General features: G+C 69.8%; 24 protein-coding genes. 8 read left to right on the top strand and 16 right to left on the bottom strand.

What is annotated here, in order from left to right; translation table 11 throughout:
• Positions 1–62: 62 nt before the first annotated feature.
• Both NX1_RS29090 and dprE2 read right to left on the bottom strand, forming a co-directional pair.
• Complete coding sequence (locus tag NX1_RS29090; protein WP_068066268.1) at positions 63–1,292, bottom strand: bifunctional cobalt-precorrin-7 (C(5))-methyltransferase/cobalt-precorrin-6B (C(15))-methyltransferase; 1,230 nt, start codon at positions 1,290–1,292, stop codon at positions 63–65.
• A complete protein-coding gene (gene dprE2, locus NX1_RS29085; RefSeq protein ID WP_157120172.1) occupies positions 1,289–2,044 on the bottom strand; it encodes a decaprenylphospho-beta-D-erythro-pentofuranosid-2-ulose 2-reductase in 756 nt (251 codons plus the stop codon). The genes NX1_RS29090 and dprE2 overlap by 4 nt, the downstream gene beginning before the upstream one ends.
• A gap of 106 nt (positions 2,045–2,150) precedes the next feature.
• Between dprE2 and NX1_RS29080 the strand changes: the two genes are divergently transcribed.
• Positions 2,151–2,549 carry a PPOX class F420-dependent oxidoreductase gene (locus tag NX1_RS29080; protein ID WP_068066365.1) on the top strand — a complete coding sequence of 133 codons (399 nt, stop codon included), beginning with the start codon at positions 2,151–2,153 and terminating at the stop codon, positions 2,547–2,549.
• A gap of 16 nt (positions 2,550–2,565) precedes the next feature.
• On the opposite strand, the gene NX1_RS29075 is transcribed toward NX1_RS29080, so the two are convergent.
• A complete protein-coding gene (locus NX1_RS29075) occupies positions 2,566–3,693 on the bottom strand; it encodes a M24 family metallopeptidase (RefSeq protein ID WP_373864926.1) in 1,128 nt (375 codons plus the stop codon).
• A gap of 452 nt (positions 3,694–4,145) precedes the next feature.
• Between NX1_RS29075 and NX1_RS29070 the strand changes: the two genes are divergently transcribed.
• Positions 4,146–5,114 carry a 5'-3' exonuclease gene (locus NX1_RS29070; RefSeq protein WP_068066262.1) on the top strand — a complete coding sequence of 323 codons (969 nt, stop codon included), beginning with the start codon at positions 4,146–4,148 and terminating at the stop codon, positions 5,112–5,114.
• Between the two features lie 241 nt (positions 5,115–5,355).
• On the opposite strand, the gene NX1_RS29065 is transcribed toward NX1_RS29070, so the two are convergent.
• From NX1_RS29065 to NX1_RS29035, 7 genes are all read right to left on the bottom strand, one after another.
• Positions 5,356–6,072: a DUF4333 domain-containing protein gene (locus NX1_RS29065; protein WP_068066362.1), complete on the bottom strand. Its 717-nt coding sequence runs from the start codon at positions 6,070–6,072 to the stop codon at positions 5,356–5,358.
• Positions 6,073–6,194: 122 nt separating this feature from the next.
• Complete coding sequence (locus NX1_RS29060) at positions 6,195–8,894, bottom strand: DEAD/DEAH box helicase (protein ID WP_068066259.1); 2,700 nt, start codon at positions 8,892–8,894, stop codon at positions 6,195–6,197.
• Positions 8,895–8,897: 3 nt separating this feature from the next.
• Positions 8,898–9,845 carry a twin-arginine translocase subunit TatC gene (gene tatC / locus NX1_RS29055; RefSeq protein WP_068066256.1) on the bottom strand — a complete coding sequence of 316 codons (948 nt, stop codon included), beginning with the start codon at positions 9,843–9,845 and terminating at the stop codon, positions 8,898–8,900.
• A 142-nt stretch (positions 9,846–9,987) separates the two neighbouring features.
• Positions 9,988–10,248: a Sec-independent protein translocase subunit TatA gene (gene tatA / locus NX1_RS29050; protein WP_068066254.1), complete on the bottom strand. Its 261-nt coding sequence runs from the start codon at positions 10,246–10,248 to the stop codon at positions 9,988–9,990.
• A 125-nt stretch (positions 10,249–10,373) separates the two neighbouring features.
• The gene (locus tag NX1_RS29045) at positions 10,374–11,390 is read right to left on the bottom strand and encodes a 2-dehydropantoate 2-reductase (protein WP_068066359.1); all 1,017 of its coding nucleotides are present in this window, start codon (positions 11,388–11,390) and stop codon (positions 10,374–10,376) included.
• Positions 11,391–11,424: 34 nt separating this feature from the next.
• Positions 11,425–12,405, bottom strand: a complete 981-nt coding sequence (locus tag NX1_RS29040) for a helix-turn-helix transcriptional regulator (protein WP_281217347.1) — start codon at positions 12,403–12,405, stop codon at positions 11,425–11,427.
• A complete protein-coding gene (locus tag NX1_RS29035) occupies positions 12,402–13,397 on the bottom strand; it encodes a helix-turn-helix transcriptional regulator (protein WP_174555539.1) in 996 nt (331 codons plus the stop codon). The genes NX1_RS29040 and NX1_RS29035 overlap by 4 nt, the downstream gene beginning before the upstream one ends.
• A gap of 91 nt (positions 13,398–13,488) precedes the next feature.
• On the opposite strand from NX1_RS29035, the gene NX1_RS29030 reads away from it, so the two are divergent.
• The gene (locus NX1_RS29030) at positions 13,489–13,785 is read left to right on the top strand and encodes an MTH1187 family thiamine-binding protein (protein ID WP_068066350.1); all 297 of its coding nucleotides are present in this window, start codon (positions 13,489–13,491) and stop codon (positions 13,783–13,785) included.
• A gap of 43 nt (positions 13,786–13,828) precedes the next feature.
• Here the strand turns inward: NX1_RS29030 and NX1_RS29025 are convergent, their stop codons facing one another.
• The 6 genes from NX1_RS29025 to dop form a co-directional block, all read right to left on the bottom strand.
• A complete protein-coding gene (locus NX1_RS29025; protein WP_068066347.1) occupies positions 13,829–14,209 on the bottom strand; it encodes a nuclear transport factor 2 family protein in 381 nt (126 codons plus the stop codon).
• Between the two features lie 110 nt (positions 14,210–14,319).
• Positions 14,320–15,678: a Pup--protein ligase gene (pafA, locus tag NX1_RS29020; protein ID WP_218024195.1), complete on the bottom strand. Its 1,359-nt coding sequence runs from the start codon at positions 15,676–15,678 to the stop codon at positions 14,320–14,322.
• A gap of 319 nt (positions 15,679–15,997) precedes the next feature.
• On the bottom strand, positions 15,998–16,768 hold the full coding sequence (prcA, locus tag NX1_RS29015) for a proteasome subunit alpha (protein WP_068066248.1): 771 nt from the start codon (positions 16,766–16,768) through the stop codon (positions 15,998–16,000).
• Positions 16,765–17,613, bottom strand: coding sequence for a proteasome subunit beta (gene prcB / locus NX1_RS29010; protein ID WP_068066245.1), 849 nt, complete (start codon positions 17,611–17,613; stop codon positions 16,765–16,767). Before prcB ends, prcA begins: the two co-directional genes overlap by 4 nt.
• A 14-nt stretch (positions 17,614–17,627) precedes the next feature.
• The gene (locus NX1_RS29005; protein ID WP_067781199.1) at positions 17,628–17,822 is read right to left on the bottom strand and encodes a ubiquitin-like protein Pup; all 195 of its coding nucleotides are present in this window, start codon (positions 17,820–17,822) and stop codon (positions 17,628–17,630) included.
• 186 nt (positions 17,823–18,008) lie between these two features.
• On the bottom strand, positions 18,009–19,508 hold the full coding sequence (gene dop / locus NX1_RS29000; protein WP_068066241.1) for a depupylase/deamidase Dop: 1,500 nt from the start codon (positions 19,506–19,508) through the stop codon (positions 18,009–18,011).
• Between the two features lie 92 nt (positions 19,509–19,600).
• Here dop and NX1_RS28995 point away from each other — a divergent pair, with 92 nt between their 5' ends.
• The 5 genes from NX1_RS28995 to NX1_RS28975 all read left to right on the top strand — a co-directional run bounded on the left by NX1_RS28995 (position 19,601) and on the right by NX1_RS28975 (position 24,559).
• Positions 19,601–20,803 (top strand): DUF418 domain-containing protein, encoded by a 1,203-nt coding sequence (locus NX1_RS28995; RefSeq protein WP_157120170.1) that lies wholly within the window; start codon positions 19,601–19,603, stop codon positions 20,801–20,803.
• Between the two features lie 133 nt (positions 20,804–20,936).
• Positions 20,937–21,650 carry a hypothetical protein gene (locus tag NX1_RS28990; protein ID WP_068066238.1) on the top strand — a complete coding sequence of 238 codons (714 nt, stop codon included), beginning with the start codon at positions 20,937–20,939 and terminating at the stop codon, positions 21,648–21,650.
• Positions 21,647–22,183 (top strand): NUDIX hydrolase, encoded by a 537-nt coding sequence (locus NX1_RS28985; protein ID WP_068066235.1) that lies wholly within the window; start codon positions 21,647–21,649, stop codon positions 22,181–22,183. Before NX1_RS28990 ends, NX1_RS28985 begins: the two co-directional genes overlap by 4 nt.
• Positions 22,184–22,501: 318 nt before the next feature.
• Positions 22,502–23,590, top strand: a complete 1,089-nt coding sequence (locus NX1_RS28980) for a PucR family transcriptional regulator (protein WP_507762105.1) — start codon at positions 22,502–22,504, stop codon at positions 23,588–23,590.
• A 153-nt stretch (positions 23,591–23,743) separates the two neighbouring features.
• Complete coding sequence (locus NX1_RS28975; RefSeq protein WP_068066229.1) at positions 23,744–24,559, top strand: helix-turn-helix transcriptional regulator; 816 nt, start codon at positions 23,744–23,746, stop codon at positions 24,557–24,559.
• The last annotated feature ends 124 nt before the right edge of the window (positions 24,560–24,683 follow it).

The raw sequence follows: 24,683 nt of genomic DNA, 5'->3' as shown, positions 1-24,683 counted from the left end.
CCGACCCTACCTGCCGGCACACGCGTGATTCACCCTCGCAGCACCGATTTCAGGGTGAACCCCTAGGCCGATTTGACGACCGACCACTGGGCGACCGGCAGCTGGGGACGCCACGCGGTGAACCCGCCCAGCGGTTCGGCGCGGTAGATCTGGAACTTCCGCAGTTCACCGCCCCACTCGGCGGCCATCGTGACCAGCAACGATTCCGATTCCGCCGTGACGGCGTTCGCGACCAGCCTGCCGCCATGGCGCAGATGGGCAAGACATGTCTCGAGCAGGCCAGCCCGAGTCACCCCGCCGCCGACGAAAATCGCGTCGGGCGCCCCCATTTCGTGCATGGCGGCCAGTTCGGCGAGCACCTCCCCGCGCACCTCGACCTGCGGGACGCCCAACGCGGCGGCGTTGGCGGCGATCTGCTGCCTGCGCCGCTCCAGCCGCTCGAAAGTCACCGCCCGGCATGCGGGATGCGTGCGGCACCACTCGATGGCGATGCTGCCCGAGCCGCCGCCGACGTCCCACAGCAGTTCGCCCGGCGCGGGAGCCAGCGCGGACAGGGTCAGCGTCCGCACCTCGGCCTTGGTGAGCTGTCCGTCGCCGCCGTAGACGGCGTCGGGCAGACCGGGCACGCGAGTGCGGCGAAGGTGCCCGGCATCGGCGACGCAGTCGATGGCGACGATGTTGAGCGGATCGCCCGGGTCGAGTTCCCAGGACGCCGCGGCGCAGGACCGCACGCGTTCCGCTGGACCGCCGAGCTGCTCGAGCACCGTAACAGTCGATTCGCTGAATCCGTTGTCCCGCAGCAGTTTCGCGATATCCGCCGGGGTGTGTTCGTCGCCGCTGAGCACCAGCAGCCGCCGCCCGTCGACGAGGTCGGGCAGCACCGCGGCGACGGGACGGCCCACCGCGCTGACGACCGGCGTGTCCGCCAGCGCCCAGCCGAGCCGCGCGCACGCCAACGACGCCGATGAGGGCTGCGGTAGCACGCGCAGCGCGGCGGGTCCGAACAACCGGGCCAGCGTGACGCCGATGCCGTAGAACATCGGGTCGCCGCTGGCGAGCACGCAGATCCGCCGGGAACCGTACTCGGCGAACAATCCGGGCAGCGCGGGCAGCAGCGGCGACGGCCACGCGCGGCGCTCCCCGCCGAGATCCGTTGGCACGAGTGCCAACTGACGCGCCGACCCGAAGAGGATCTCGGCCGTGGCGACGGCGTCGCGCGCCGCGGCGCCGAGACCGTCCCACCCGTCGGCCCCGATACCGACCACCGCGATCGCGGGGCCCCGCCAGGTCATCGAGGCATCCGGCGCCAGAGGAATTGCGGAACCAGGCGCGCGACGACGACGGCAGGGCCGAGGGCACGCGGCACCCAAATCTTGCCTGCGCGGCGGCGCAACCCGCGGACGACGGCGTCCGCTACCTGATCCGGCGTGCTGGACAGCGGAGCGGGGTCCATGCCCTCGGTCATCCTGCCGATCACGAAACCGGGGCGCACCAGCAGCAGGTCGACTCCGCTGCCGTGCAATGCGTCGGCGAGACCACTGGCGAAACCGTCCAGACCGGCTTTGGCCGAGCCGTAGACGTAGTTGGCGCGGCGCACCCGCGCGCCCGCGACGGAGCTGAAGACGACGAGCTGGCCGTGCCCTTGCGCGCGAAGCAGATTCGCGAGGGTGGTGAGCACGCTGACCTGGGCCACGTAGTCGGTGCGCACCACCGCGAGGGCGTGCTCGGGTTCCCGCTCGGCGCGGGCCTGATCACCGAGGATGCCGAAGGCCAGCACGGCGACGCCGATGGGCCCGTGCTCGGCGGCGATCTTCTCCAGCAAAGCCGGGTGGCTGCCGGTGTCGTCGGCGTCGAACTCGACCGGATGCACCACGGCCGCACCGGCCTGTTCGACGGTCGCGATCGGCCCCGCCAGGTCGTCGCTGCGCCGCGCCGCGAGGATCACCGTGCGGCCGGGCGCCAGCCGCCGGGCGATCTCCAGGCCCATTTCGCTGCGTCCGCCGAGTACCAGTACCGAGCCGCCGGCGATCCCTCGCATTCCCATGCGCTCAGTGTGTCATCCCGGGTCGCGTACCCCTCGATCCCCTCACGACCGGCCGAACGCCCACGTCGTGGCGGCCACCGTCGCACCCACCGGCTACCGTCGAGGGATGCCGACCACCACCGCACAGCTCTCCCCCGCCGCACTCGAGTTCGTCGCCGAGCGTCATCTCGCGACCCTGACCACCCTGCGCGCCGATGGGACGCCGCACGTCGTGGCCGTGGGGTTCACCTGGGACGCCGACGCCGGGATCGCGCGCATCATCACCAACGACGGATCGGTGAAGGTGCGCAACGTGCGCCGCTCCGGATACGCGGCGGTGAGCCAGGTCGACGGCATCCGGTGGCTGACCCTGGAGGGACCCGCGACGGTGCTCGACGACCCGGACAGTGTCGCCGACGCCGTCGAGCGGTACGCGGGCCGCTACCGGGTACCGCGCGAGAACCCGACCCGAGTGGTGATCGCGATCGAGGTGCGCCGCGTCCTGTCGTCGAGCACGCTGCGCTGACTTCGCATTTCGGAGGTCACAGCACGGTCAGGCCGTGCGGGCGCGCGTTCATGGATTCGCAGCCCTCCGGCGTGACCACGACGATGTCCTCGATGCGGGCGCCCCACTCACCGCCGAAGTAGATGCCCGGCTCGACGCTGAACGCCATGCCCGGCTGCAGCACCAGGTCGTTGCCCGCGACGATGTAGGGCTCCTCGTGCACCGACAGGCCGATGCCGTGCCCGGTCCGATGCACGAACTGCGCGCCGAAACCGGCCTCGGTCAATGGATTCCGGGCGGCCGCGTCCACCGAAGCGGCGGTGACGCCGGGACGGACGGCGGCGACGGCCGCGGCCTGGGCGCGTTCGAGCTCGGCGTAGCGCGCCGCGATCTCGGGACTCGGCTCGCCGAGAACATAGGTGCGGGTGGAGTCGGAGTAGTAACCGGGATCGACGGGCCCGCCGATATCGATCACCACCACGTCGCCGTTCTCGATGCGCCGATCGGACACGCCGTGGTGCGGGTCGGCGCCGTGCGGACCGCTGCCGACGATCACGAACGCCGCCTCGGTGTGGCCTTCGGCCACGATCGCCGCCGCGATATCGGCGCCGACCTCGGCCTCGGTGCGTCCGGCCTGGAGGAACTCACCCATCCGCGCGTGTACCCGATCGATGGCCGCACCCGCCCGGCGCAGCGCGTCGACCTCGGCGGCGTCCTTGAGCATGCGCAGCTCGCGCAGCACGGGCGTGGCCGAGACCGGCAGGCCGCTGAACGAGGCCGCCAGCGGCAGCAGGTGCAAGGCAGGCATGGCGTCGGCGACCGCGACACGGGAACCGACGTGCAGCGTCGACTTCACCACCTGGTACGGATCGACGCCGTCCACCCAGTCCAGCACCTGCAGGCCGAGCTCACCCGCCGCCGAGGCGGACAGCGACGCAAGTTCGAGTTTGGGAATGATCACCGACGGCGTCGCGCCGTCGGCCGGGATCACCAGGCAGGTCAACCGCTCGAAGGATTCGGCCGCCGAACCGATCAGATAGCGCAGGTCGGGACCGGGGGTGATGAGCAGGGCGTCGAGGTGCGCCGCGCGCATCGCCTCCACCGCCCGCTCGAGCCGGTCTCCGTAGACATCCGCCGCGAACCTGGACTCCGTGTGCCCACTCATACCCATCGACGTTACCCGTCGACGCTCGGCGGTGAACCTGAACACCGGTTGGGCTCGACGTCATCAGGCGGGCGACCCATCGCGTGGCGCCGAGCCACCAGGCGGGCGAGTCGTCGGACAGCGCCGAGCCACCAGGCAAGCGCCGAGCCACCAAACGGGCGAACCACCCAGCGAAGCCGAGCCGCAGGCGAGCGAGCCGTCGGACAGCGCCGAGCGACCGGGCAAGCTGCCGAGCCACCGGACGGGCGAGCCACCGAGCGAAGCCCACCCGCCAAGCGGGTGAACCATCGAACGAACCCGAGCCACCAGGCGAGCACGCAGTCACTATGCGGGCGATCCATCGGATAGCACCGAGCCACCAGACGGGTGACCCATCGGGTGGCGCCGAGGAACCGGCGAGCGCCGGGCCGGATTGGATACGGCCTGTCGGAGGCTGCGGGTAGCCTCAGCGCGTGACCTCTGCTGCGACTTCCGGCCCGCTGTTGCTGCTCGACGGGGCCAGCCTGTGGTTCCGGGCGTACTACGCGATTCCGGACAAGCTCACCGCGCCGGACGGGCGTTCGGTGAACGCGCTGCGCGGCTTCACCGACATGGTCGCCTCGCTGATCACCAAGCACGCGCCGAGCAGGCTGGTCGTCTGCCTCGACCTGGATTGGCGGCCGCGCTTCCGGGTGGATCTCGTGCCCTCCTACAAGGCGCACCGCCTCGACACCTCGGCCGACGCGGCGGAGGGCGCGGAGGAAGTGCCCGACCGGCTCACCCCGCAGGTGGACATGATTCTCGAGGTGCTCGAAGCCGCCGGGATCGCGACCGGCGGCGCGGAGGGCCTGGAGGCCGACGACGTGCTCGGCACGCTGGCGACACGCGAGCGCACCGACGAGGTGATCGTGGTCAGCGGCGATCGCGACCTGCTGCAACTAGTGCGCGACGAGCCGGCGCCGACCGTGCGGGTGCTGTACGCGGGGCGCGGTCTGGCCAAGGCCGAACTCTTCGGTCCCGCGGAGGTTTCCGCGAAGTACGGCGTGCCGGTGCGCAACGCCGGACCCGCCTATGCCGACCTGGCGACGTTGCGCGGTGACGCCTCCGACGGCTTGCCCGGGGTCTCGGGCATCGGTGAGAAGTCCGCGGCCACACTCATTTCCCGCTTCGGTTCGCTGGACGCGCTGGTGGCCGCGGTGGACGATCCGGACTCCGATCTGGCGCCGGGAGTTCGCGGAAAACTGCGCGCGGCAGAGGATTACCTGAAGGCGGCGGCTCCGGTGGTGCGCGTGGTGTGCGACGCCGAGGTCGATCTCTCCCGCCCTGACACACTGCCCACCGCTCCCGCCGACCCCGACCGCCTGCGGAAATTGGCGGTGGCCTACAACGCGGAAAGCCCGATCACCCGGCTCACCGCCGCGCTGGCAGCACCGCGGTCCTGAGGCGCGAACTCCCCGCGAAGACATTCGCCGCACCTTTACATGGGATGCAATTTCACATCCCACGCATACACGCGCCTTCTGTGGCGACCCGGCGATGTGTCAGTGAAACGCGACGAGCCCACGAACGACTACGCCGACACCACGATCGCGGTGCGCCGCCGAACCCGTTCGTGGGCTCGCTGGTTCCCTACCCCCTCCGGACGCCCGCGCCGCAGCACGGGCTACCCGGACCGGATCACACTCAGTTCGGTCGACCGACCTCGTAAGTGCCGTCGTCCCTGGTGATCTTGATGTTGACCTTCTTCTGCTCGCCGCTGACCTTCAGGGTGCACTCGAAGGTGGCGTCCACCTTCACCTCCTGGCCCGAGGGGCAGGAGACGTCGGTGACGTCCTGGATGCCATAGGAATCCGTGAGCACCTTCTTGACGCCGTCCTGAACGGCGGCCTGGTCCAGTTTGTCCTTGGAGGTCAGCACCACCACCAGGGCGACCACGGCGCCGATCACCAGCACGCCGAGCGCGGCCAGGCCGATGATCAGGCCCTTCTTACCACCGCCTCCGCTCTGCTGCGGCTGCTGCTGGCCTTGGCTCCACTGCTGCTGGGGCTGCTGACCCCACTGCTGCTGCGGCTGCTGTTGCTGGCCCCAATCCTGCGGCTGCGGCTGCCCCCACTGCGGCTGCGGCTGGCCCGGAGTCTGGCCCCACTGCTGCTGCTGCGGCTGCTGAGGTTGCTGCGGCTGCCCCCACTGCGGCTGCGGCTGGCCGGGGGTCTGGCCCCACTGCTGCTGGGGCTGGTTCTGGTCACCCCAATGCTGGGTGGGCTGAGCCTGCGACGGAGTCTGCTGGCCACCCCAGTGCTGGGTCGGTCCGGCGCCACCGGGCGCCTGCTGTCCGCCCCACTGCTGGGTGGGATCGTTGCGTCCCTCCCCGGGGTCGTTCGGTCCGTACGGGCCGCTCATCTGGTTGCCTCCACTCGCATAGTTACTCACACGGTAGCCCCCCGCCGGCGACTCGTCAGTGCTGAACACGACTCCTCCGCCACGGTCGGTACGCGAAAGAAATCAAATCACAACCGAATCCGCTACGCGGCGTCCACCGCCACGACACCCCGCCTGATGGCCCGGACCGCCTTCGCCGCGGTCCCAGCGATCTCCGGATCGTCGGCCGTGCTGTGGATCTGATCGAGCAGGTCGATCACCTGCCTGCACCACCGGACGAAATCGCCCGCCGACAGCGGCGCACCCTGATCGCCGCTGGCCAGCAACGACTCGGCCAATCCGTCGCCGCGCGCCCATTTGTAGACGCCGGTGACGAATCCGAGATCGGGCTCCCTGGTCGGCGGCAGCTTGTGCCGCGCCTCGTCGGAGCGCAGTTCGCTCCACACGCCGATGGTCGAGGCGACCGCGCGCCGGATCGGCGCCGTGGGACCGGCGGCGCCGAGAATGCTGCCCTCCTGGCGGGATTCGTAGACCAGAGCGGACACGACGCCTGCCAGTTCGGCGGGGCCGAGGCCGCGCCAGAGGCCGTGTCGCAGGCATTCGGCGACCAGCAAATCGCTCTCGGCGTAGATGCGGGCCAGCCTGCGCCCGTCCGCGGTGACCTCGCCGTCGTGCACGAAACCGCGTTCCTCCAAGAGCCCCACGATGCGGTCGAAGGTGCGGGCCAGCGAGTTGGTCGTGGCGGCAACCTTCTGGCGCATGCTCTCGGTCTCGCGAAGCAGCCGGTTGTAGCGCTCACCGATCCGGCTCATCTGCTCGCGGTCCGGCCGGGTGTGCGCCGGATGCGCGCGCAAGCTCCTGCGCAGGGTGGCCAGTTCGCGGTCGTCAGCGGCCTCGGACCGCTTGCCGCGGCGCGCGCGGCCCGGCGCGCTGATGCCGGTGCTACGCAGCGCGGACGCGAGATCGCTGCGGGCGCGAGCGGTGCGATGGTCGACGCGCCGGGGCAGCCGCATGTGACCCAGCGGCTCCGCGGGCACCGGGAAGTCGGCCACCGATACCCTGCCCGCCCACTTGTCCGCGGTGAGCACCAGCGGTCGCGGATCGTTGGGCGTCGTATCCGGTTCCAGGATCACCGCGAGTCCGGCGCGGCGGCCGGACGGAATCGCCACCACGTCGCCGCGACGCAGCGCCGTCAGCGCGCTCACCGCCGCCCCGCGCCGGTCGGTGCGGCTCTGCTGGGCCAGCTGACGCTCCCGCTGCTTGATCCGCTCGCGCAGCGAAATGTATTCCAGGAAGCCGCCTTCCGCGTCGCCGAGCTGGCCGCGCAGCTTGCGCAGCGCGCCCTCGTTGCGTTCGATGCCGCGCACCAGTCCGACGACCGAACGGTCGGCCTGGAACTGCGCGAAGGACCGCTCCAGCAGGGCGCGCGATTCCGCGGCGCCCATCCGATCGATCAGGTTGATCGACATGTTGTAGCCGGGCCGGAACGAGCTGCGCAGCGGATAGGTGCGGGTGGACGCCAGGCCCGCCACCGCGCTGGTGTCGACCTCCGGCTGCCAGAGCACCACCGCGTGGCCCTCGATATCGATGCCGCGGCGGCCCGCACGACCGGTCAGCTGCGTGTACTCGCCCGGGGTGAGCTCGGCGTGCGTCTCACCGTTGAACTTGACCAGTCGCTCCAGCACCACGGTGCGCGCGGGCATGTTGATGCCGAGGGCGAGCGTCTCGGTGGCGAAGACCGCGCGCACGAGCCCGCGGACGAACAGGTCTTCCACCGTGTGCCGGAACGCGGGCAGCATGCCCGCGTGATGAGCGGCCAGCCCGCGGTGCAGCGCCTCGCGCCACTCCCAGTAACCGAGCACCTCGAGATCGGACTTCGGCAGATCGCCGGTGTGCTTCTCGATGATCGCGTCGATCTCGGCGGTCTCGCCCTCCCTGCTCAGGTCGAGCCGCGACCGCAGGCACTGGGCCAGCGCGCCGTCGCATCCAGCGCGGCTGAAGATGAAGGTGATCGCGGGCAGCAGTCCCTCTTCGTCGAGGCGGGCCAGCACCTCGGGACGGGGCAGCGGACGGAAGTCGCGGCGCATGCCGCCACGACCGCGCGGCACGCCCCAGTTGTTCATCCGGTCCGCGGACTCGCGATGCCGGATGTAGCGGACGAGGTCCTCGTCGACTAGCACCTTCTGGTCGCTGGACTTGGTGTCGAACAGGTCGAACATCCGCTTGCCGACCATCACGTGCTGCCACAGCGGCACCGGCCGCGTCTCGTCGACCACCACGGTGGTGTCGCCGCGCACGGTCTCCATCCAGGCGCCGAACTCCTCGGCATTACTGACCGTGGCCGACAGGCTGACCAGCCGGACGTCCGAGGGCAGGTGCAGGATGACCTCTTCCCACACGGCGCCGCGGAACCGGTCGGCCAGGTAGTGCACCTCGTCCATCACCACGTACGACAGCCCGCGCAGCGCCTCCGAGGACGCGTAGAGCATGTTGCGCAGCACCTCGGTCGTCATCACCACGACGGGCGCGTCGGGGTTGATCGACTGATCGCCGGTGAGCAGGCCGACGCTGTCGCGTCCGTACCGCTCGGTGAGATCGGCGAACTTCTGGTTCGACAGCGCCTTGATCGGTGTGGTGTAGAAGCATTTGCCGCCGGAGGCCAGCGCCAAGTGGACCGCGAACTCGCCGACCACGGTCTTGCCCGCGCCGGTCGGCGCGCACACCAGCACGCCGTGACCGTCTTCGAGGGCACGACAGGCGTCACGCTGGAAGGGATCGAGAGTGAATTTCAGCTCGGCGGAGAAACTGTCCAGCTCGCTGGTGCGGGACCGGTGATCTGTCACCGTTCAGAGAGTATCGGAGTAGTCCGACACCGGTCGCGTGGATTTTGCCGCCGGATCCATGATCGACTCCGCCCCCGCGATCGGCTCAGGCGCGGCGATCGGCGAGGCCTCGTCGTCGGCCAGCGCGGCCAGCGCCTCCCTGCGTGCCGTGCGCTTGTCGTTGATCCTGGCGATCTGCACCGCCACCTCGAACAGCACCGTCAGCGCGCCGGCGAGCGCCAGCATCGAGAACGGGTCCTGCGGGGTGACCACGGCGGCGAAGACGAACAGGCCGAAGATGATGCCGCGCCGCCACGCCTTGAGCCGCTCGTAGGTCAGCACGCCGACCAGGTTCAACCCGATGATCAGCAACGGGGTCTCGAAGCTGAAGCCGAAGATGATCAGCAGATTGATGATGAAGCCGAAGTATTGCGAACCGCTCAACGCGGTGATCTGCACGTTGTCGCCGATGGTGAGCAGGAAGCTCAACGCGTGCGCCACCACGACATAGGCGAGCACGGCGCCCACCGCGAACAGCGCGGTGCCCGAGGTGACGAAGCCGACCGCGACCTTGCGTTCCTTCGCGTACAGGCCGGGCGTGATGAACGCCCAGATCTGGTAGAGCCAGATCGGCGCGGCGAGCACGACGCCCGCGGTGAAACCGACCTTCAACCGGAGCATGAACTGCTCGAACGGCGCGGTCGCCAGCAGACGGCATGCCCCGTCGGCGGTCAGCGAGGCCCTGGCCTCGGGCGGCAGCGAACAGTAGGGTCCGCGCAGGATCTCGCCGAGGCTCTCGATGCCGAGGAACGAATGCGCGTACCAGAGGAAGCCGAGCACGGTGGTCAGCAGTACCGCGAACAGCGACTTCAGCAACCGGCTGCGCAGTTCCTGCAGGTGCTCGACCAACGACATGGTGCCGTCGGGATTCGTCCTGCGCCTGCTGCGCCGGGGATCGAACGGAATTCGCATATCTGTGGATTGCCCCTGTGCTCGAGTGCCGCGCCTGGCGCGGCGGTATCGCGTCCCGTGGGTTCAGGGACCGAAGCCTTCACGGACCGCCGAACAGCACTGATCGGGGTGAGTCCGGCTCACCCCTGCGGGAGCATTCGACTCAGGCCGACTTCGTCTCGGTGTGCGGCGTAGTCGGCTGGTTCACGGGCTGCGCGGGCGGCAGCTGCTGCGCGGGTTGCTGTGCGGGCGCGGTGCCTGCGGCGGGGGTCGCTTCGTTCTGCATCTGGCTGACCTCGCTCTTGAAGATGCGCAAGGATCGCCCGAGGCCGCGCGCAGCGTCCGGCAGCCGCTTCGCGCCGAACAACACCACGAACAGCAGCGCGATGATCAGCAGGTGCGACCAGCTGAACGTGCCTGACATCTGTTACCTCCCAAGACTGTGGTAGCTCCGATGCTACCGGACCACCTGATGCCCGAACTTCCCCAGTTCGCTCGTTCACCGGGCGTTCAACCTCGACTTTTGCTATACGGTCGGCTAGGACGCCGCTATCGGGGCGGCTCGGCCTCGGCGGCGGCGCGCAGTTGCGCGAGCAACTCCGGCCCCGTCCAGCTTCGCCCGTCGCCCTGCTCGGCCGCGACGATGAGCTCGATGAGCCGCTCGTTCACCGGGGTCGGCGAGCCGACCATCGCGCCCAGCCCGACGATTTCGCCGCAGAGCCAAGTGATTTCGGTCTTGCGTCCGGCGGCGAGGTCGTCGGCCATCGACGATCGGGCCACCGGATCGATGGCGAGCACCTGCCCCGCGACCCGCCGGAACACTCCGTCGGGCACGGTGAGCAGCCGGGTCATCAGCTCCGGCGGCAGCGGGGTGAGCCGGGCCGGGCGAATGCGCGCCTTGCTCATCGCGGCCAGCGCCTCGCGCTGCGCCAGCGCCAGGCATCGGCGGTAGTCGCGGTCGGCCAGCTCCTCGCGCAGCGGGCGTCCGGACAGGGCGTTGATCGGGTTGTTCAGGTTGAGCAGCAGCTTGGCCCACTGCACGGGCCGCAGATCCGGGTAGCGGCGCAGCGGCAGCCCGGCCCGTTCGAAAACCTCGACGTACTCGGCCAGCGCCGGATCGTCCTGCACCGCGAGCCCGCCCTCGGTGCCGCGATGGAAACGACCCTCCGGATGGTGCACGACGTTGAACATCACCATGCCCGCCAGCACCACGCAGGTGGGCAGGATCTCCCGGATCACCGTGTCGTTGCCGATGCCGTTCTGCAAGCTCAGCACCACGGTGCCCGGCCGGATCTTGCCCGCCAGCTCGCGCACCGCGCCCGCGGTCGCCCCCGATTTCACCGCGACCAGCACCAGATCGGCCGAGCCGACGTCCTCCGGACCGGTCGCGAGCGTGAGCCGGTCCGGTGCGACGAGCACCTCACCGCCCTCGAGGTCGGTCAGGCGCAGGCCCGAGGCGCCGACCTCGTCGAGCAACCACTGCCTGCCGACGAACGTGACGTCCGCACCGGCCGCCGCCAGTTTCCCGCCGACGAAGACGCCGATGCTGCCCGCGCCGAGCACCATGACTCGCCGCGGCGAGTTGCCGAGCTCGGTCACCTCACTCCAATTCCTCTAGTCCGGCGTCCCGGTAGGCGGCGAGGGCCGCGTTGGATCGCTCGCGCACGGCGGCGATCAGCTCCGGCGGGCCGAGCACGGTCACGCCCGAGCCGAAGCCGAGCAGCAGGCGCGCCATCCAGTCCAAGGTGGCGAAGCGCATGGTCGCCTCCAAGCTACCGTCCGGGTGCACGGCCAGCCGGTGCATCGGGTACTGGTCGAGCACCCAGCCGTAGTCGCCACGGATGCGCAGCCGCGCCAGCGGGACCGCGGGGTCGTCCTGGAACAGGTCGAGCGAGGCGGCCGCCTCGGTGGCGGCGTGGCTCGGCGGGCGGGCGGCCTCGGCGAGTTCGGTGGCGGCCTCGATCCGGTCGAAGCGGAACAGCCGCACGCCCTCGGCCTCCCGGCACCACCCCTGCAGATAGCTGTTGTCGTCGACGAGCACGGTCCGGATCGGATCGACGACCCGCTCGGAGACCACATCGCGGCTGGCCGAGTAGTAGATGATGCGCAGCGCGTGCTGACGGGCGAGCGCCGAGCGCACGGTCGCCACGCCGGGCGCCTCCACCGGCGTCGCGGGAGCGTCGTCGGCGGCCCTGCGCACGCCGCCCGATATGGCCGATTCGATCTTGGCGATGGCCGCATGCGCCGCGGTCGGGTCGACCATGCCCGGCATCTCCACGATCGATCGCAGCGCCACCAGCAGCGCGGTGGCCTCGGTGGAGGTCAGCCGCAGCGGCCGGTCGATACCGGCGGAGAAGGTGACCTCGATGCTCTCCTCCGAGAACGAGAGGTCGATGAGATCGCCGGGGCCGTAGCCGGGCAGGCCGCACATCCACAGCTGGTTCAAGTCGCTCATCAGCTGCTTGGTGGTCACGCCCAGGTCGGCGGCGGCGTCCGCCGCGCTGATGCCGGGGTTGGCGATGAAGTACGGAATCATGTTGAGCAGCCGGGAAAGCCGCACCGAGAGCCGGCTGGTGGTCACGCCCGCACCTCCGTCGTATCGAACACCGAGCGCAGCCGGGCGACCACGTCGGCGCGCAGATCGTCCGGGGCGAGCACGAGGGCGTCCGGTCCGAGGCCGGTGATGAGCCTGGCCAGCCAGTCGCGCGAGCGGACGGGCACCTCGACCACCATGCCGCCGCGTCCGCCGACGGTGCGTTCCTCGATCACCTGGCCGAGCCTGCGGATCTCCTGGCCGCGTCCGTCGGCGACCCACACCGTGGCCGAGCCGCTGACCGGCGCGCTGCTGGTCACCCGCGCGACGATCGCGCGCAGGTCGACGTCGTCCGGTTTGTGTACCGCGTTGACGGGGCCGTACGGCGTCACGTCGTCGCCGATGCGGGAGAGGCGGAAGCTGCGCACCGCGTCCCGGTCGCGGTCGTGGCCGACCAGGTACCAGCGACCGTGATGGGTCACCACGCCCCACGGCTCCACGTCGCGCATCAGATACGGCGCGTTGACCGCGCCGCGGTGCTCGAAGCGAACGGCCTGCCCGGCGTCGACGGCCGCGAGCAGCTTGCCGAGCACCGGCTCCGATCCGCGGGTGCGGGCGGGCACGGCCGGCACGGACGCCACGGCCGCGTCGGTTTCGACGTGGATGCCCGCGGCGCGCAGCTTCAACAGGGCGCCTTCGGCGGCGGCCGCCAGCTCGGGCGACTCCCACATCTGTACCGCGACCGCGACCGCCGCGGCCTCCTCGTCGCTCAGATCGATGTCGGGTAGCTCGTAGGCGTCGCGATTGATCCGGTATCCCTCCAGCGTCGAATACCGGTTCACCGGTCCGACTTCCAGCGGAATGCCCAGGTCGCGCAGCTCGTTCTTGTCCCGTTCGAACATGCGGCTGAACGCCTCGTCGCTGGCCGAGTCCTCGTAGCCCGCGACGCTCTCCCTGATCCGCTCCGCGCTCAAGAACTGCCGGGTCGACAGCAGCGCGATGACCAGATTCATCAGCCGCTCGACCTTGGATATCGCCACCCGATAGAGGGTAATCGCCACCTCGTCGTCACCGCGCGGCGGCGCGCGTTTCGCGGCCGCGCGATCGCCGACGCCCGTGGACAATGATGCGGTGATCGTTGCCTTCTCAGTGACTCCGCTCGGCACGGGCGTCGACGTCGGCCCCGCCGTGGCCGAAGCGGTGCGGATCGTCCGGGCCAGCGGACTGCCCAACCGCACCGACGCCATGTTCACCACGCTCGAGGGCGAGTGGGACGAGGTGATGCGCGTCGTGAAGGACGCCACCGAGGCCGTCCTCGCCATCGCCCCTCGCTGCAGCCTCGTCCTGAAGGCCGATATCCGCCCCGGCGTCACCGACGCGATGACCGCCAAGGTGGAGTCGGTCGAGCGCTACCTCGCCGGAAGCTGAGCCTGCCGGGACGGCCGAGCCCCGGACGCCGTATCAGCGCGGACTACTCCTCCGGGAAGCGGGTTTGTTGGTAGCAGGTCAGGCGCCAGCCGTCGGGGGTGCGGAGGTAGACGCTCGACATCACGCCGCGGAATGCGGGGGTGGTGCCTTCGCGGTAGGCGACGGCGACATAGACCAGGGCCGCGGCGTCGGGGCCGACGTGTACCAGTCGCGGGTCCTGGATCTCGTAGGTGCGCCACGGGGGCGCGTGGCGCAGGGAGTCGACGACGGCCGAGCGGTCGAGCACCATGCCGTTGGCGAGGACCATCAGGGCATCGTCGGTCATGAGGGCGCCGTAGAAGTCCGCGCCCGAGCTCGCACACAGCGCGTCCCAGCCGCGGCCTTCGAGATCGAGCAGCTCGTCGAGCACATCCGTGTCGGTCATGCGTCCCACCCTAGGCAGGCTGGGCGCGGCGACGCCGCTTCGACGCCGAGGTGTCGAGGGATTTCGAGCCGCTGGTCCCCGACCCTGAGGTCGAGGACCAGCGTTTTCGGCTACATCGAGGCGATCAGCCGGTCGACGCGCTCGTCGACCGAGCGGAACGGATCCTTGCACAGCACGGTCCGCTGCGCCTGGTCGTTCAGCTTGAGGTGCACCCAGTCGACGGTGAAGTCGCGGCCCGCCTCCTGGGCGGCGGTGATGAAATCGCCGCGCAGCTTGGCGCGCGTGGTCTGCGGCGGGGTGTCGACCGCCGCGTCCACCGCCTCGTCCTCGGTGATGCGCTTGGCCAGACCCTTGCGCTGCAGCAGGTCGAAGACGCCGCGGCCGCGCTTGATGTCGTGGTAGGCCAGATCGAGCTGGGCGATCTTGGGATCGGAGAGCTCCATGTTGTAGCGGTCCTGGTAGCGCTGGAACAGCTTGCGCTTGATCACCCAGTCGATCTCGGTGTCGACCTTGGCGAAGTCCTGCGCCTCCACCGCGTCCAGTGTGCGGCCCCACAGGTCGACGACCTGGTCGATCTGCGGATCGCGGTCCCGGTTGCGTAGGTGCTCGACGGCACGGGCGTAGTACTCGCGCTGGATGTCGAGGGCACTGGCCTGCCTGCCGCCCGCCAGTCGCACCGGACGGCGTCCGGTGAGATCGTGGCTGACCTCGCGGATGGCGCGGATGGGATTGTCCAGCGCGAAGTCGCGGAACGAGACGCCCGCCTCGATCATCTCCAGCACCAGCGCGGCCGTACCGACCTTCAGCATGGTGGTGGTCTCGGACATGTTCGAGTCGCCGACGATCACGTGCAGGCGCCGGTACTTCTCGGCGTCGGCGTGCGGCTCGTCGCGGGTGTTGATGATCGGGCGCGATCGGGTGGTCGCCGAGGAGACGCCCTCCCAGATGTGCTCGGCGCGCTGCGACAGGCAGAAGGTGGCCGCCTTCGGGGTCTGCAGCACCTTGCCCGCTCCGCAGATCAGCTGCCTGGTCACCAGGAACGGCAGCAGCACGTCGGAGATCCGGGAGAACTCGCCGGCGCGCACCACGAGGAAATTCTCGTGACAGCCGTAGGAGTTGCCCGCCGAGTCGGTGTTGTTCTTGAACAGATAGATGTCGCCGCCGATGCCTTCTTCGGCCAAGCGTTGCTCGGCATCGATCAGCAACTCCTCGAGCACCCGCTCGCCCGCCCTGTCATGGGTGACCAACTGATGCAGACTGTCGCATTCGGCCGTGGCGTACTCCGGATGCGAACCGACGTCGAGATACAGCCGAGCGCCGTTGCGAAGGAACACGTTAGAGCTACGGCCCCAGGACACGACCCGGCGGAAAAGGTACCGGGCTACCTCGTCGGGGGACAGCCGACGGTGACCGTGGAAGGTGCATGTCACACCGAACTCGGTCTCGATCCCCATGATTCGTCGCTGCACACCATCGACATTACAGCCATGTCATGCACTCGCGTGGCGCTGCGGACAACACGGACGCATACGGGTTCACAACGATTCGGCACCGTATGCCCGGTGCACTCGGCCGGTCAGACGCGGATTTCGACCCGCGGGGCAGAGTGGAAACCCGTGCGCCGAGCGTATGGAAGCGAACAGAATCATCGGCCACATCGACTTCTCGCGACAGATCTTCCGACGCGCGCACCAGCTACCGGCGTGCAGAAGGTTCGCCCGGCACGCACGCGAAAGGCCCGCGCCAGGATCGCCTCGAGGCGGTCCTGGCGCGGGCCTTCGTCTTCGACTACTCCGAGTCCGGCGACTCCTCGGGAAGCTCGACCACGGTGGTCTTCGCCCCCGGCTTGCCCGCCTGCAGCAGCTTCTCCAGCGCGCCGTCGGAGATCCTGCGGAACGCCCTGCGCGGCCGCGCCTGCTCGAGCGTGGCCACCTCGAGCGAGCTCACGCCGAGCACCCGCTTGTCCTTGTCGGCGCCCTCGGGAATCCCGGCCTGCAACGCTTTGACCGCGACGCCGATCGCACCCGCCAGGTCCAGCCCCGGCCGGTAGGACCCCTTCAGCGCGGAGACGATGGGCTCGGTCGTGCCGCCCATCACCACGAACTCGCGCTCGTCCACGATCGAGCCGTCGAAGGTGATCCGGTACAGCACCGACTGCGGCGTCTGCTCCGGATACCCCACCTCGGCCACGCAGATCTCCACCTCGTACGGCTTGAGCTGGTCGGTGAAGATCGTGCCGAGAGTCTGCGCGTAGGCGTTGGCCAGCGCCCTGCCGGTCACGTCCCGCCGGTCGAACTGGTAACCGCGCAGGTCGGCCTGCAGGATGCCGCCGCGGCGCAGATTCTCGAACTCGTTGTATTTGCCGACGGCCGCGAACCCGATGCGGTCGTACAGCTCACTCACCTTGTGCAGCGTCGCGGAGGGGTTCTCCGCGACGAACAGCACTCCCTTGTCGTACGCCAGAACGATGACACTGCGACCACGAGCGATGCCTTTGCGCGCGAGCTCGGTCTTGTCGCGCATGATCTGCTCGGCCGACGCGTAGTACGGCAGTGTCATGCGTTGGCGCTCCCTTCCTCCGCCGCCGCGCGGTCGGCGACGATGCCGCGGGCGATCTCCTCGATGCGCTCCTCAGGGACCTCCACCGCACCGTCCTCGTCGATCGTGACGATCGTCGGGTAGATGCCGCGAGCGAGATCCGGTCCACCGGTCGCGGTGTCGTCGTCCGAGGCGTCGAACAGCGCCTCGACCGCGATGCGCATCGCCCGGTTCGCGTCGATTCCCTTGGCGTACAACTTCTTCAGCGACGTCTTGGCGAACATCGAACCGGAACCGACTGCGGTGTAACCGAATCGCTCCTCGCTGCGACCGCCGACCACGTCGTAGGACACGATGCGACCGACCCGGTCGGGATCGGTGACCTGTTGGTCGAAGCCGACGAGCACCGGCACGACGGCCAGGCCCTGCAGCGCGGCGGGGAGGTTGTCGCGCACCATCTTCGACAGCTTGTTGGCCTTGCCGTCGAAGGTGAGCGGAACACCCTCGATCTTCTCGTAGTACTCCAGCTCCACCGCGAAGAGGCGAACCATCTCGACGGCCATACCCGCGGTGCCCGCGATGCCGGCCGCCGAGTAGGTGTCGGTGATGTACACCTTCTCCATGTCCCTGCTCGCCACCAGGTTTCCCTGGGTGGCGCGGCGGTCGCCTGCGATCAGCACGCCGCCGCGGTAGGTGACCGCGACGATGGTGGTGCCGTGCGGCGCGACGTCCTTCGCGACAGCGCCACCGGAGTTTCCGGTGGCGCCGTCGATCGCAGCGAACCTGTTGCCCGGCAACAGTTCCGGTGCGTGTGCGCGCAGGTGTTCGGTGAACGAGGAGAGGGCGTACCCCGGGTGGAGACGCATGGGGTCACCTGCTGTCACTGGCCGCCCTTCTGCACATAGGCGCGGACGAAGTCCTCCGCGTTCTCCTCGAGCACGTCATCGATCTCGTCGAGCAGGTCGTCGGTGTCCTCCGCCAGCTTCTCGCGGCGCTCCTGACCGGCGGCATCGACGCCGTCGGGACCCTCGTCCTCGTCGCCGCCCCCGGTGCGCTTGGTCTGCTCTTGTGCCATGGCAGCCGACCTCCTCTGTCCTCATCATGACCGGAGCCAAAGGTATGAGCACGGTTCCGATCATGAGCAATGTGCGTGCTCGTACAACAACACTACCCAGCCGAGCCGACACGATGTCGGATCTGTGCCCAATTCGCCGCGCGGACAGCGCCCGATTCGCGACCGGGCCCGCGCGGACGGACGCCGCTACGTGGTGAGCTGCTGGACCAGCTGGGCGGCGGTGTCCACGCCGTCGAGCAGCTTGCCGACATGCGATTTGGTGCCGCGGCGCGGTTCCAGGGTCGGAATGCGCACGAGCGAGTCGCCGCCGAGATCGAAGATCACCGAATCCCAGCTCGCGGCCGCGATATCCGCGCCGAAGCGGCGCAGGCACTCGCCGCGGAAGTAGGCGCGGGTATCGGTGGGCGGCTTGGTCATCGCGTCGAGCACCTGCTGTTCGGAGACGAGCCGCTTCATCGAGCCACGCGCCACCAGGCGGTTGTACAGGCCCTTGTCCAAGCGTACGTCGGAATACTGCAGGTCCATCAGGTGCAGTTTCGGCGCGGCCCAGCTCAGGCCCTCGCGCTGGCGCATGCCTTCGAGCAGGCGCAGTTTGGCAGGCCAGTCGAGCAGGTTCGCGCATTCCATCGGGTCGCGCTCGAGCAGGTCGAGCACCATCGCCCAGTTGTCGAGGATGTCCTGGACGCGAGCGTCGTCGTTGCCCTCGCGGTCCATGAACTTGGCGACTCGCTCATGGTAGAGCCGCTGCAGGGCCAGGCCCGTCAGCTCACGGCCGTCGGCCAGGGCCACGGTGGCGCGCAGGCTCGGGTCGTGGCTGATCTGGTGCACGGCCGTGACCGGGCGGGCCAGCTGCAGGTCGGAGAGGTCCTCGCCCGCCTCGATGAGGTCGAGCACCAGCGCGGTGGTGCCGACCTTCAAGTAGGTCGACATCTCGGCGAGGTTGGCGTCACCGATGATGACGTGCAGCCTGCGGTACTTGTCGGCGTCGGCGTGCGGCTCGTCGCGGGTGTTGATGATGCCGCGCTTCAGCGTGGTCTCCAGGCCGACCTCGACCTCGATGTAGTCGGAACGCTGGGACAGCTGGAATCCGGCGTGGTCGCCGGACTGGCCGATGCCGACCCGGCCGGAACCGCAGATCACCTGCCGGGAGACGAAGAACGGCGTCAGCCCGACGATGATCTGGTTGAACGGGGTGTCCCGGTTCATCAGGTAGTTCTCGTGGGTGCCGTACGAGGCGCCCTTGCCGTCGACGTTGTTCTTGTACAGCTGCAGCCGGGGCGCTCCCGGCACGCTCGAGGCGTGCCGCGCGGCGGCCTCCATCACCCGTTCGCCCGCCTTGTCCCAGATCACCGCGTCCAGCGGGTCGGTGACCTCGGGCGCGGAGTACTCGGGGTGCGCGTGATCGACGTACAGGCGGGCGCCGTTGGTGAGGATCATGTTGGCCGCGCCGACCTCGTCGGCGTCGATCACCGGCGCCGGTCCGTTCATCCGGCTCAGGTCGAAACCGCGCGCGTCGCGCAGCGGCGACTCCACCTCGTAATCCCAGCGCGTGCGCTTGGCCCGCGGCACGCCTTCCGCGGCCGCGTACGCGAGGACCGCCTGGGTGGAGGTGAGGATCGGGTTGGCCGACGGCTCGGCGGGGGTGGAAATGCCGTATTCGACCTCGATACCGATAATGCGCTGCATACCTCGAGCCTAGGCGACACCGGCCAATGTCATACCCAGGGTGGTACTTCCGGAGGATCGCGGCCCCGGTGCGCGGGCCGGATAGTCGACACATGACCGAATCCATCGCCGAAACCGGGGCGGGCACCGTCCAGCCGCCCCGCATTGCGGACGAGCGCCCCGCGCGGCTCGTAGCGCTCGACGTGCTGCGCGGCATCGCGATCCTCGGCACGCTCGGCACCAATATCTGGATCCTGACCAACCCCGAGGGTCTGGTCGGCTACATCGCCGAACTCGGCGCCGCGACCGACGGCGGCTGGATGTGGACCGAGCGGGTGCTGCAACAGCTGGCCCAAGGCAAGTTCCTCGGCCTGCTGACGATCATGTTCGGTATCGGCCTCGCCATCCAACAGGCCTCGGCGGTGCGCCGCGGACGCCCGTGGCCGGGCGGCTATCCGTGGCGGGCCGGGCTGCTCTTTCTGGACGGCGTGCTCAACTTCGTGCTCGTCGCCGAGTTCGACGTGCTGATGGGTTACGCGGTGACCGGATTGGTTGTCGCGTTCGTGCTCGCCACCGGTGAGCGCGCGCAACGCCGCTGGCTCGTGATCGCGGCGAGCGTCCACCTCGCCATGCTGACGCTCATCGCGCTCGCGATGGCTTTTGCCCCGCAGCGGGATTCGGCCGCGCGCGAGCCGCTCGACCCCAATCCCTATGCGGACGGCTCGTTCTGGGATCTGGTGGTCTTCCGCCTGGAGAACGCGCTCGCGTTCCGCGTCGAGGCCGTCTTCGTGTTCGCCATGTCGGTGGCGCTGTTCCTCGCGGGAGCGCGCCTGTACCGGGCGGGCGTGTTCGCACCGGAGGGCGCGCGAATCCGTCGACGCCTCATGCTGATCGGCGCGATCGCCGCACCGATCGATGTCGTCGCCGGCGTGTTCGTCGGCGGCGATCTGGTGCTGTTCACCCGGTACGGCACCGCGCCGTTCGTCGCCTTGGGCATCCTCGCGGTGGTCGCCGAGTTCTTTCTGCGCCGCCCGCGGCTGGGTTTCGCGGGCCGTCGGCTCACCGAGATCGGCCGCACCGCGCTGTCTTGCTACATCCTGCAGAACCTGGTCGCCTCGGCGCTGTGCTACGGCTGGGGGCTCGGCCTGGCCGCGCGCGTCTCGCCCGAGGCGCGTGTCCCGTTCACGATCGCGATCTACCTGGTGGTCGTGCTGATCATCACGGCGGGCGCCCATGCGTGGCTGCGGCGATTCGAGCGCGGCCCGGTCGAGTGGGCGTGGCACACTTGCTACCGGGCACTGACCCGCGAGCGCTGAAACCGCCCCCGGTCCGCGCCCTTGCACCGAACCAGGGCGGTCAACACGAGTAGCCCGCTACTCGTGTTGACCGCCCAGCCCCGTCCCATGCTGAAACGAAACCTTTCCGCACCAACGACGAGGGGAATCGTCCATGAAGGCCGCGGTGCGCCGCGTGTGGCTGGCGTTCAATGTGCCCTTGGAAGGCCGGGTGCCTTGGATGTACCTGGATTCCGAGGGGTTCGTGAGCACCGGTGTCGGCAACAAGCTCGACGACACCGCACGAGTGCGCGCCGCTCCGACTCCGGCCGAGCGAGCCGCCTCGCTCATCGCGACCCGCAGGCTGCCGTGGCGCCGCCCGGACGGCTCGGCCGCCACCGACCTGGAGATCAACGCGGCCTGGGACGCCGTGAAGAGCCGGATGGACCTCGTCGCGGGCGGCAATCGCGCGTTCGCGGACGTCACCGCGCTTCGGTTGACCGACGAGGACATCGACCGCACCGTCTTCGCCCGGCTCGACGAGCTGGAGACCCTGCTGCGCGGCCGCATGGTGCGACACCGCAGCGGCTCGGTGGTCATGCCGTTCGCCGCCTTCGACTCCTGGCCCGCCGACGCGCAACTCGCCGCGCTCAGCATGTGCTGGGCGATGGGGCCGCGCTTCAGCTTCCCCACCTTCCAGGACGCCGCCTTCGCCCGCGACTGGTTGCGCTGCGCGGCCGCGTGCAGGGTCAACCCCGAGATCGGCACCGTGATCCGGCGCAACGATCGCGATCAGGAGTTGTTCCGCAACGCTTTCCGCGTCGAGGAGGAGAACCTCGATCCGGAGGTCCTGCTGTTCCGCCTTCCTGAACTACCGTCGGGCAAGTGAGTCTCGCCGAGCGCTATCCGCTGCTGCACACCCCCGCGCGCTGGGAATGGGGCGGCCTCGACGTCCGCTTCTCCACCGAACTGCCACCTGACGAGCTGGTGACGAACGTGCACGCCGTCTGCTTCGTCGGCGAGCGGATCGTGCTGTGCCGCGACGACCGCGACGTCTGGCTCCTGCCGGGCGGCACCCGCGAGGCGGGCGAATCCGTCGATCGGTGCCTGCGCCGCGAGCTGCGCGAAGAGGCGGGTGCCCGCCCGGTCGGCCCGGTGCGGTGGCTGGGCGCGCATCACGCGACCAGCGACGCGCCGGAACCATACCGGCCCTGGCAGCCGCACCCGCACAAGGCGTGGCTGTGGTGCGCCGCCGACGTCGTCCTCGACCGCTCCCCCGGCAACCCCGCCGACGCCGAACAGATCCTCGAGGTCCGCGCCTTCCCGTTCGAGGACGCGCTGGAGCACGCCGCGACGGACGGCGCCCACCTGCCCGAACTCCTCACGCTGGCAAGGGAGCTGCACCGTCCCGACGTGCGGTAACGCGCCCGGCCGACAGCTCGTGACCCGGTCTTGGACCATCCACGGGTGGATGCTCCGGGGGATGCCGGGCAGGCGGCCGTTTGGTCCGGTGCACAAACCGCCGCGGCACAGTCTTGTTCTTTGCCCCTGGTGGAGGGGGTTCGCGATGCGCTGAGCTTGGACGCACACGCGAGCAGAAGGTTACCGAATCATGCACGGCCCATGCGAGCTTCGATTTTCGAAGCGACGTGGCGAGCGGTACGTCCCGACGACCTGCTCACCATCGTCTACACCTCGGGCATCATGGGACCACCGAAGGGCGTCGAGCTCACCGGCAACCTGCCGCCGTACGCGCAACTGCCGCACTCGTTGGTGGAAACCGATTTCGCCCGCGGCGCGAAGCTCAACGTCGACCTGTTCTTCGAGTATCTGCGCCGCGGCGCCGAGCCCTCCGAAGCCGACACCAGGGAGCTGGTCGAGCTGGCGATGGACCGGCTGCGCGACGGCACCCCGCTGGCCGATGTGCTGGAACGGTATCGGCTCGGTGCCGTCTTCCTCTGGCACCGGCTGCGCGATTCGGTCGGCGACGAGAGTCTGCTGCTGGAGGCCTCGCCCGCGCTGCTCGAGTACGTCACGCTGGTCAGTGCCCGCATCGCCACCGCGGCCGGGCAGCGGTCGCACGATCCGCGGTGGGAGTTGCTCGAACGCCGCCGCGGCATCGCCGATGCGCTGCTGACCGGACGTGATCCAGTGGAGTGGGCCAACGGCCCGGTCATCCCGGTGGCCGACGCGTTCCTGGTCGCGGTGTTCCGCCTGTGCGGAAGCAACGGCGGCCCCGCCGCGGCCCTGCGGCACCGCGTCGAAGCCATCCCCGGCGTGTTCTTGCGACTGGACACCGGCGGTTGGACCGCGCTGGTCCCGATGGCGCGGGGCGACGACGGCACGGCCGCGCTCGCGGGGCTCACCGCGCGCCTGCCCGCGCACGCACCCGGCCGGGTCCCGCCGTACTGGGTGGGCGTCGGGGCCGCGTCCGCCAGGGCCGTGATTCCCGCGATGGCCGCCGAGGCGCGGGTACTCGCCGAGCTGGGTCGCTGTCTTTCCCGGCGCGAGATCATCTGTCGCCGAACGGATTTGCACTTCGAGTACACGGTGGCGGTGAGCGATGCCGCGCGACCAGGCCTGGCCGCGCTGCTCGCCCCGCTGGACGCCCAGCCGATGCTCGCCGAGACGCTGGAGACGTTCGTGGACACCGGCTTCAATCAGCTGGCCACCGCGCGGCTGCTCATGGTGCACCGCAACACCGTGACCTACCGGCTCTCCCGCGTGCACGACCTCACCGGGCTGGATCCGCACCGCCCCGCCGACGCCATGACGCTGTCCGCGGCGCGGCTGGCCCGCCGCCTCGAATCAGCGTCCTTCGCACCGTGATTCCCGGTCCGGTTCCCGGCCCGTGTCCGCGCGACCGATCTTGGGTGAATTCCTGGGTCAACTGACCGAAACGCTCACCGCCACGGGGTGACCCGGATAGTCTCGGCGGTGGGTCCGAAACCCGGGCCATTGCGTCACTGCCGGGAGCGTCCGATGGAGAAGGCTCTGGTCACCGACGGGGTGTCCGCGACACCCTCGAGTCCGGGCGAGGCCCGCACGCCCGACGAATCCCACTGGCGGGCAACGGCTTTACTGCGACCCGGAATTCTCGCATTCGGCGGCGCGATCCGCCCCACCGCATTGCACGCCCACCACACCGTCCAGGTGCTCGCCGCGCGCACGCCGATCACGGTGATGGACGCGGGCGGTGTGCGGCATCGCGGCACCAGGATCATCGTGCCCGCCGACGCGCCGCACCGGATCGAGACCGCCGCCGAGGGCGCCGCGCTCTACCTCGATCCCGAGACCGCGGCGGGCGCCACCGCCGATCGCCGCGCACACGCGGGCGGCTGGGCCGACGACCAGCAGGTCATGCCCGCGACGCTCGCCACGGCGCCGATCGCCGAGCAGGTGGCTGCGATCGTGCGCGAATTGCGCTGCGCGCCGATGGCCGCCAACGGATCGCACCGGCACGGCGCGGTAACCGAGGCGCTGCGGCTGCTGCCGAGTCTGGTGCCGGACCATTCGATGCGCGGCGCCGACGTGGCCAAGCGGGTCGGGCTCTCCCCCGCCCGGCTCTCGCACCTGTTCGCCGAACAGGTCGGGATGCCGTTGCGCCCGTACATCCTGTGGCTGCGACTGCGCTTGGCGGTCAACCGGTTCCGCTCCGGCGACGACCTCGCCGCCGCCGCGCACGCCTCGGGTTTCGACGACAGCACCCAGCTCACCCGCACCTGCCGCCGGACCTTCGGGCTGACGCCCGCCGCGCTGCACCGCGCCGAACTGTGGGATCTCGGCGACGGATCCTGATGCCGCGCCGCCCGCACCCGGTACGCTCGATCCCATGTCCTCGCGGGTACGGCTGACGGCATTCGCGGTATTCGCGTGCCTGGCCACCGCGCTCGCGCTGCTGGCCGCGCCCCTGCCCGAGCAC

This window comes from Nocardia xishanensis NBRC 101358, from assembly GCF_001613365.1.
GTDB lineage: Bacteria > Actinomycetota > Actinomycetes > Mycobacteriales > Mycobacteriaceae > Nocardia > Nocardia xishanensis.
This window is presented reverse-complemented; position numbering and strand designations above follow the sequence as displayed.

What these genes read in the sequence shown, in the direction of transcription:
- NX1_RS29090 (WP_068066268.1), bottom strand. Translation starts at nt 1,292, where the DNA reads ATGACCTGGCGGGGCCCCGCGATCGCGGTGGTCGGTATCGGGGCCGAC.
- dprE2 (WP_157120172.1), bottom strand. Translation starts at nt 2,044, where the DNA reads ATGGGAATGCGAGGGATCGCCGGCGGCTCGGTACTGGTACTCGGCGGA.
- NX1_RS29080 (WP_068066365.1), top strand. Translation starts at nt 2,151, where the DNA reads ATGCCGACCACCACCGCACAGCTCTCCCCCGCCGCACTCGAGTTCGTC.
- NX1_RS29075 (WP_373864926.1), bottom strand. Translation starts at nt 3,693, where the DNA reads ATGAGTGGGCACACGGAGTCCAGGTTCGCGGCGGATGTCTACGGAGAC.
- NX1_RS29065 (WP_068066362.1), bottom strand. Translation starts at nt 6,072, where the DNA reads ATGAGCGGCCCGTACGGACCGAACGACCCCGGGGAGGGACGCAACGAT.
- tatC (WP_068066256.1), bottom strand. Translation starts at nt 9,845, where the DNA reads ATGCGAATTCCGTTCGATCCCCGGCGCAGCAGGCGCAGGACGAATCCC.
- tatA (WP_068066254.1), bottom strand. Translation starts at nt 10,248, where the DNA reads ATGTCAGGCACGTTCAGCTGGTCGCACCTGCTGATCATCGCGCTGCTG.
- NX1_RS29045 (WP_068066359.1), bottom strand. Translation starts at nt 11,390, where the DNA reads ATGGTGCTCGGCGCGGGCAGCATCGGCGTCTTCGTCGGCGGGAAACTG.
- NX1_RS29025 (WP_068066347.1), bottom strand. Translation starts at nt 14,209, where the DNA reads ATGACCGACACGGATGTGCTCGACGAGCTGCTCGATCTCGAAGGCCGC.
- prcA (WP_068066248.1), bottom strand. Translation starts at nt 16,768, where the DNA reads ATGACACTGCCGTACTACGCGTCGGCCGAGCAGATCATGCGCGACAAG.
- prcB (WP_068066245.1), bottom strand. Translation starts at nt 17,613, where the DNA reads ATGCGTCTCCACCCGGGGTACGCCCTCTCCTCGTTCACCGAACACCTG.
- NX1_RS29005 (WP_067781199.1), bottom strand. Translation starts at nt 17,822, where the DNA reads ATGGCACAAGAGCAGACCAAGCGCACCGGGGGCGGCGACGAGGACGAG.
- dop (WP_068066241.1), bottom strand. Translation starts at nt 19,508, where the DNA reads ATGCAGCGCATTATCGGTATCGAGGTCGAATACGGCATTTCCACCCCC.
- NX1_RS28995 (WP_157120170.1), top strand. Translation starts at nt 19,601, where the DNA reads ATGACCGAATCCATCGCCGAAACCGGGGCGGGCACCGTCCAGCCGCCC.
- NX1_RS28990 (WP_068066238.1), top strand. Translation starts at nt 20,937, where the DNA reads ATGAAGGCCGCGGTGCGCCGCGTGTGGCTGGCGTTCAATGTGCCCTTG.
- NX1_RS28975 (WP_068066229.1), top strand. Translation starts at nt 23,744, where the DNA reads ATGGAGAAGGCTCTGGTCACCGACGGGGTGTCCGCGACACCCTCGAGT.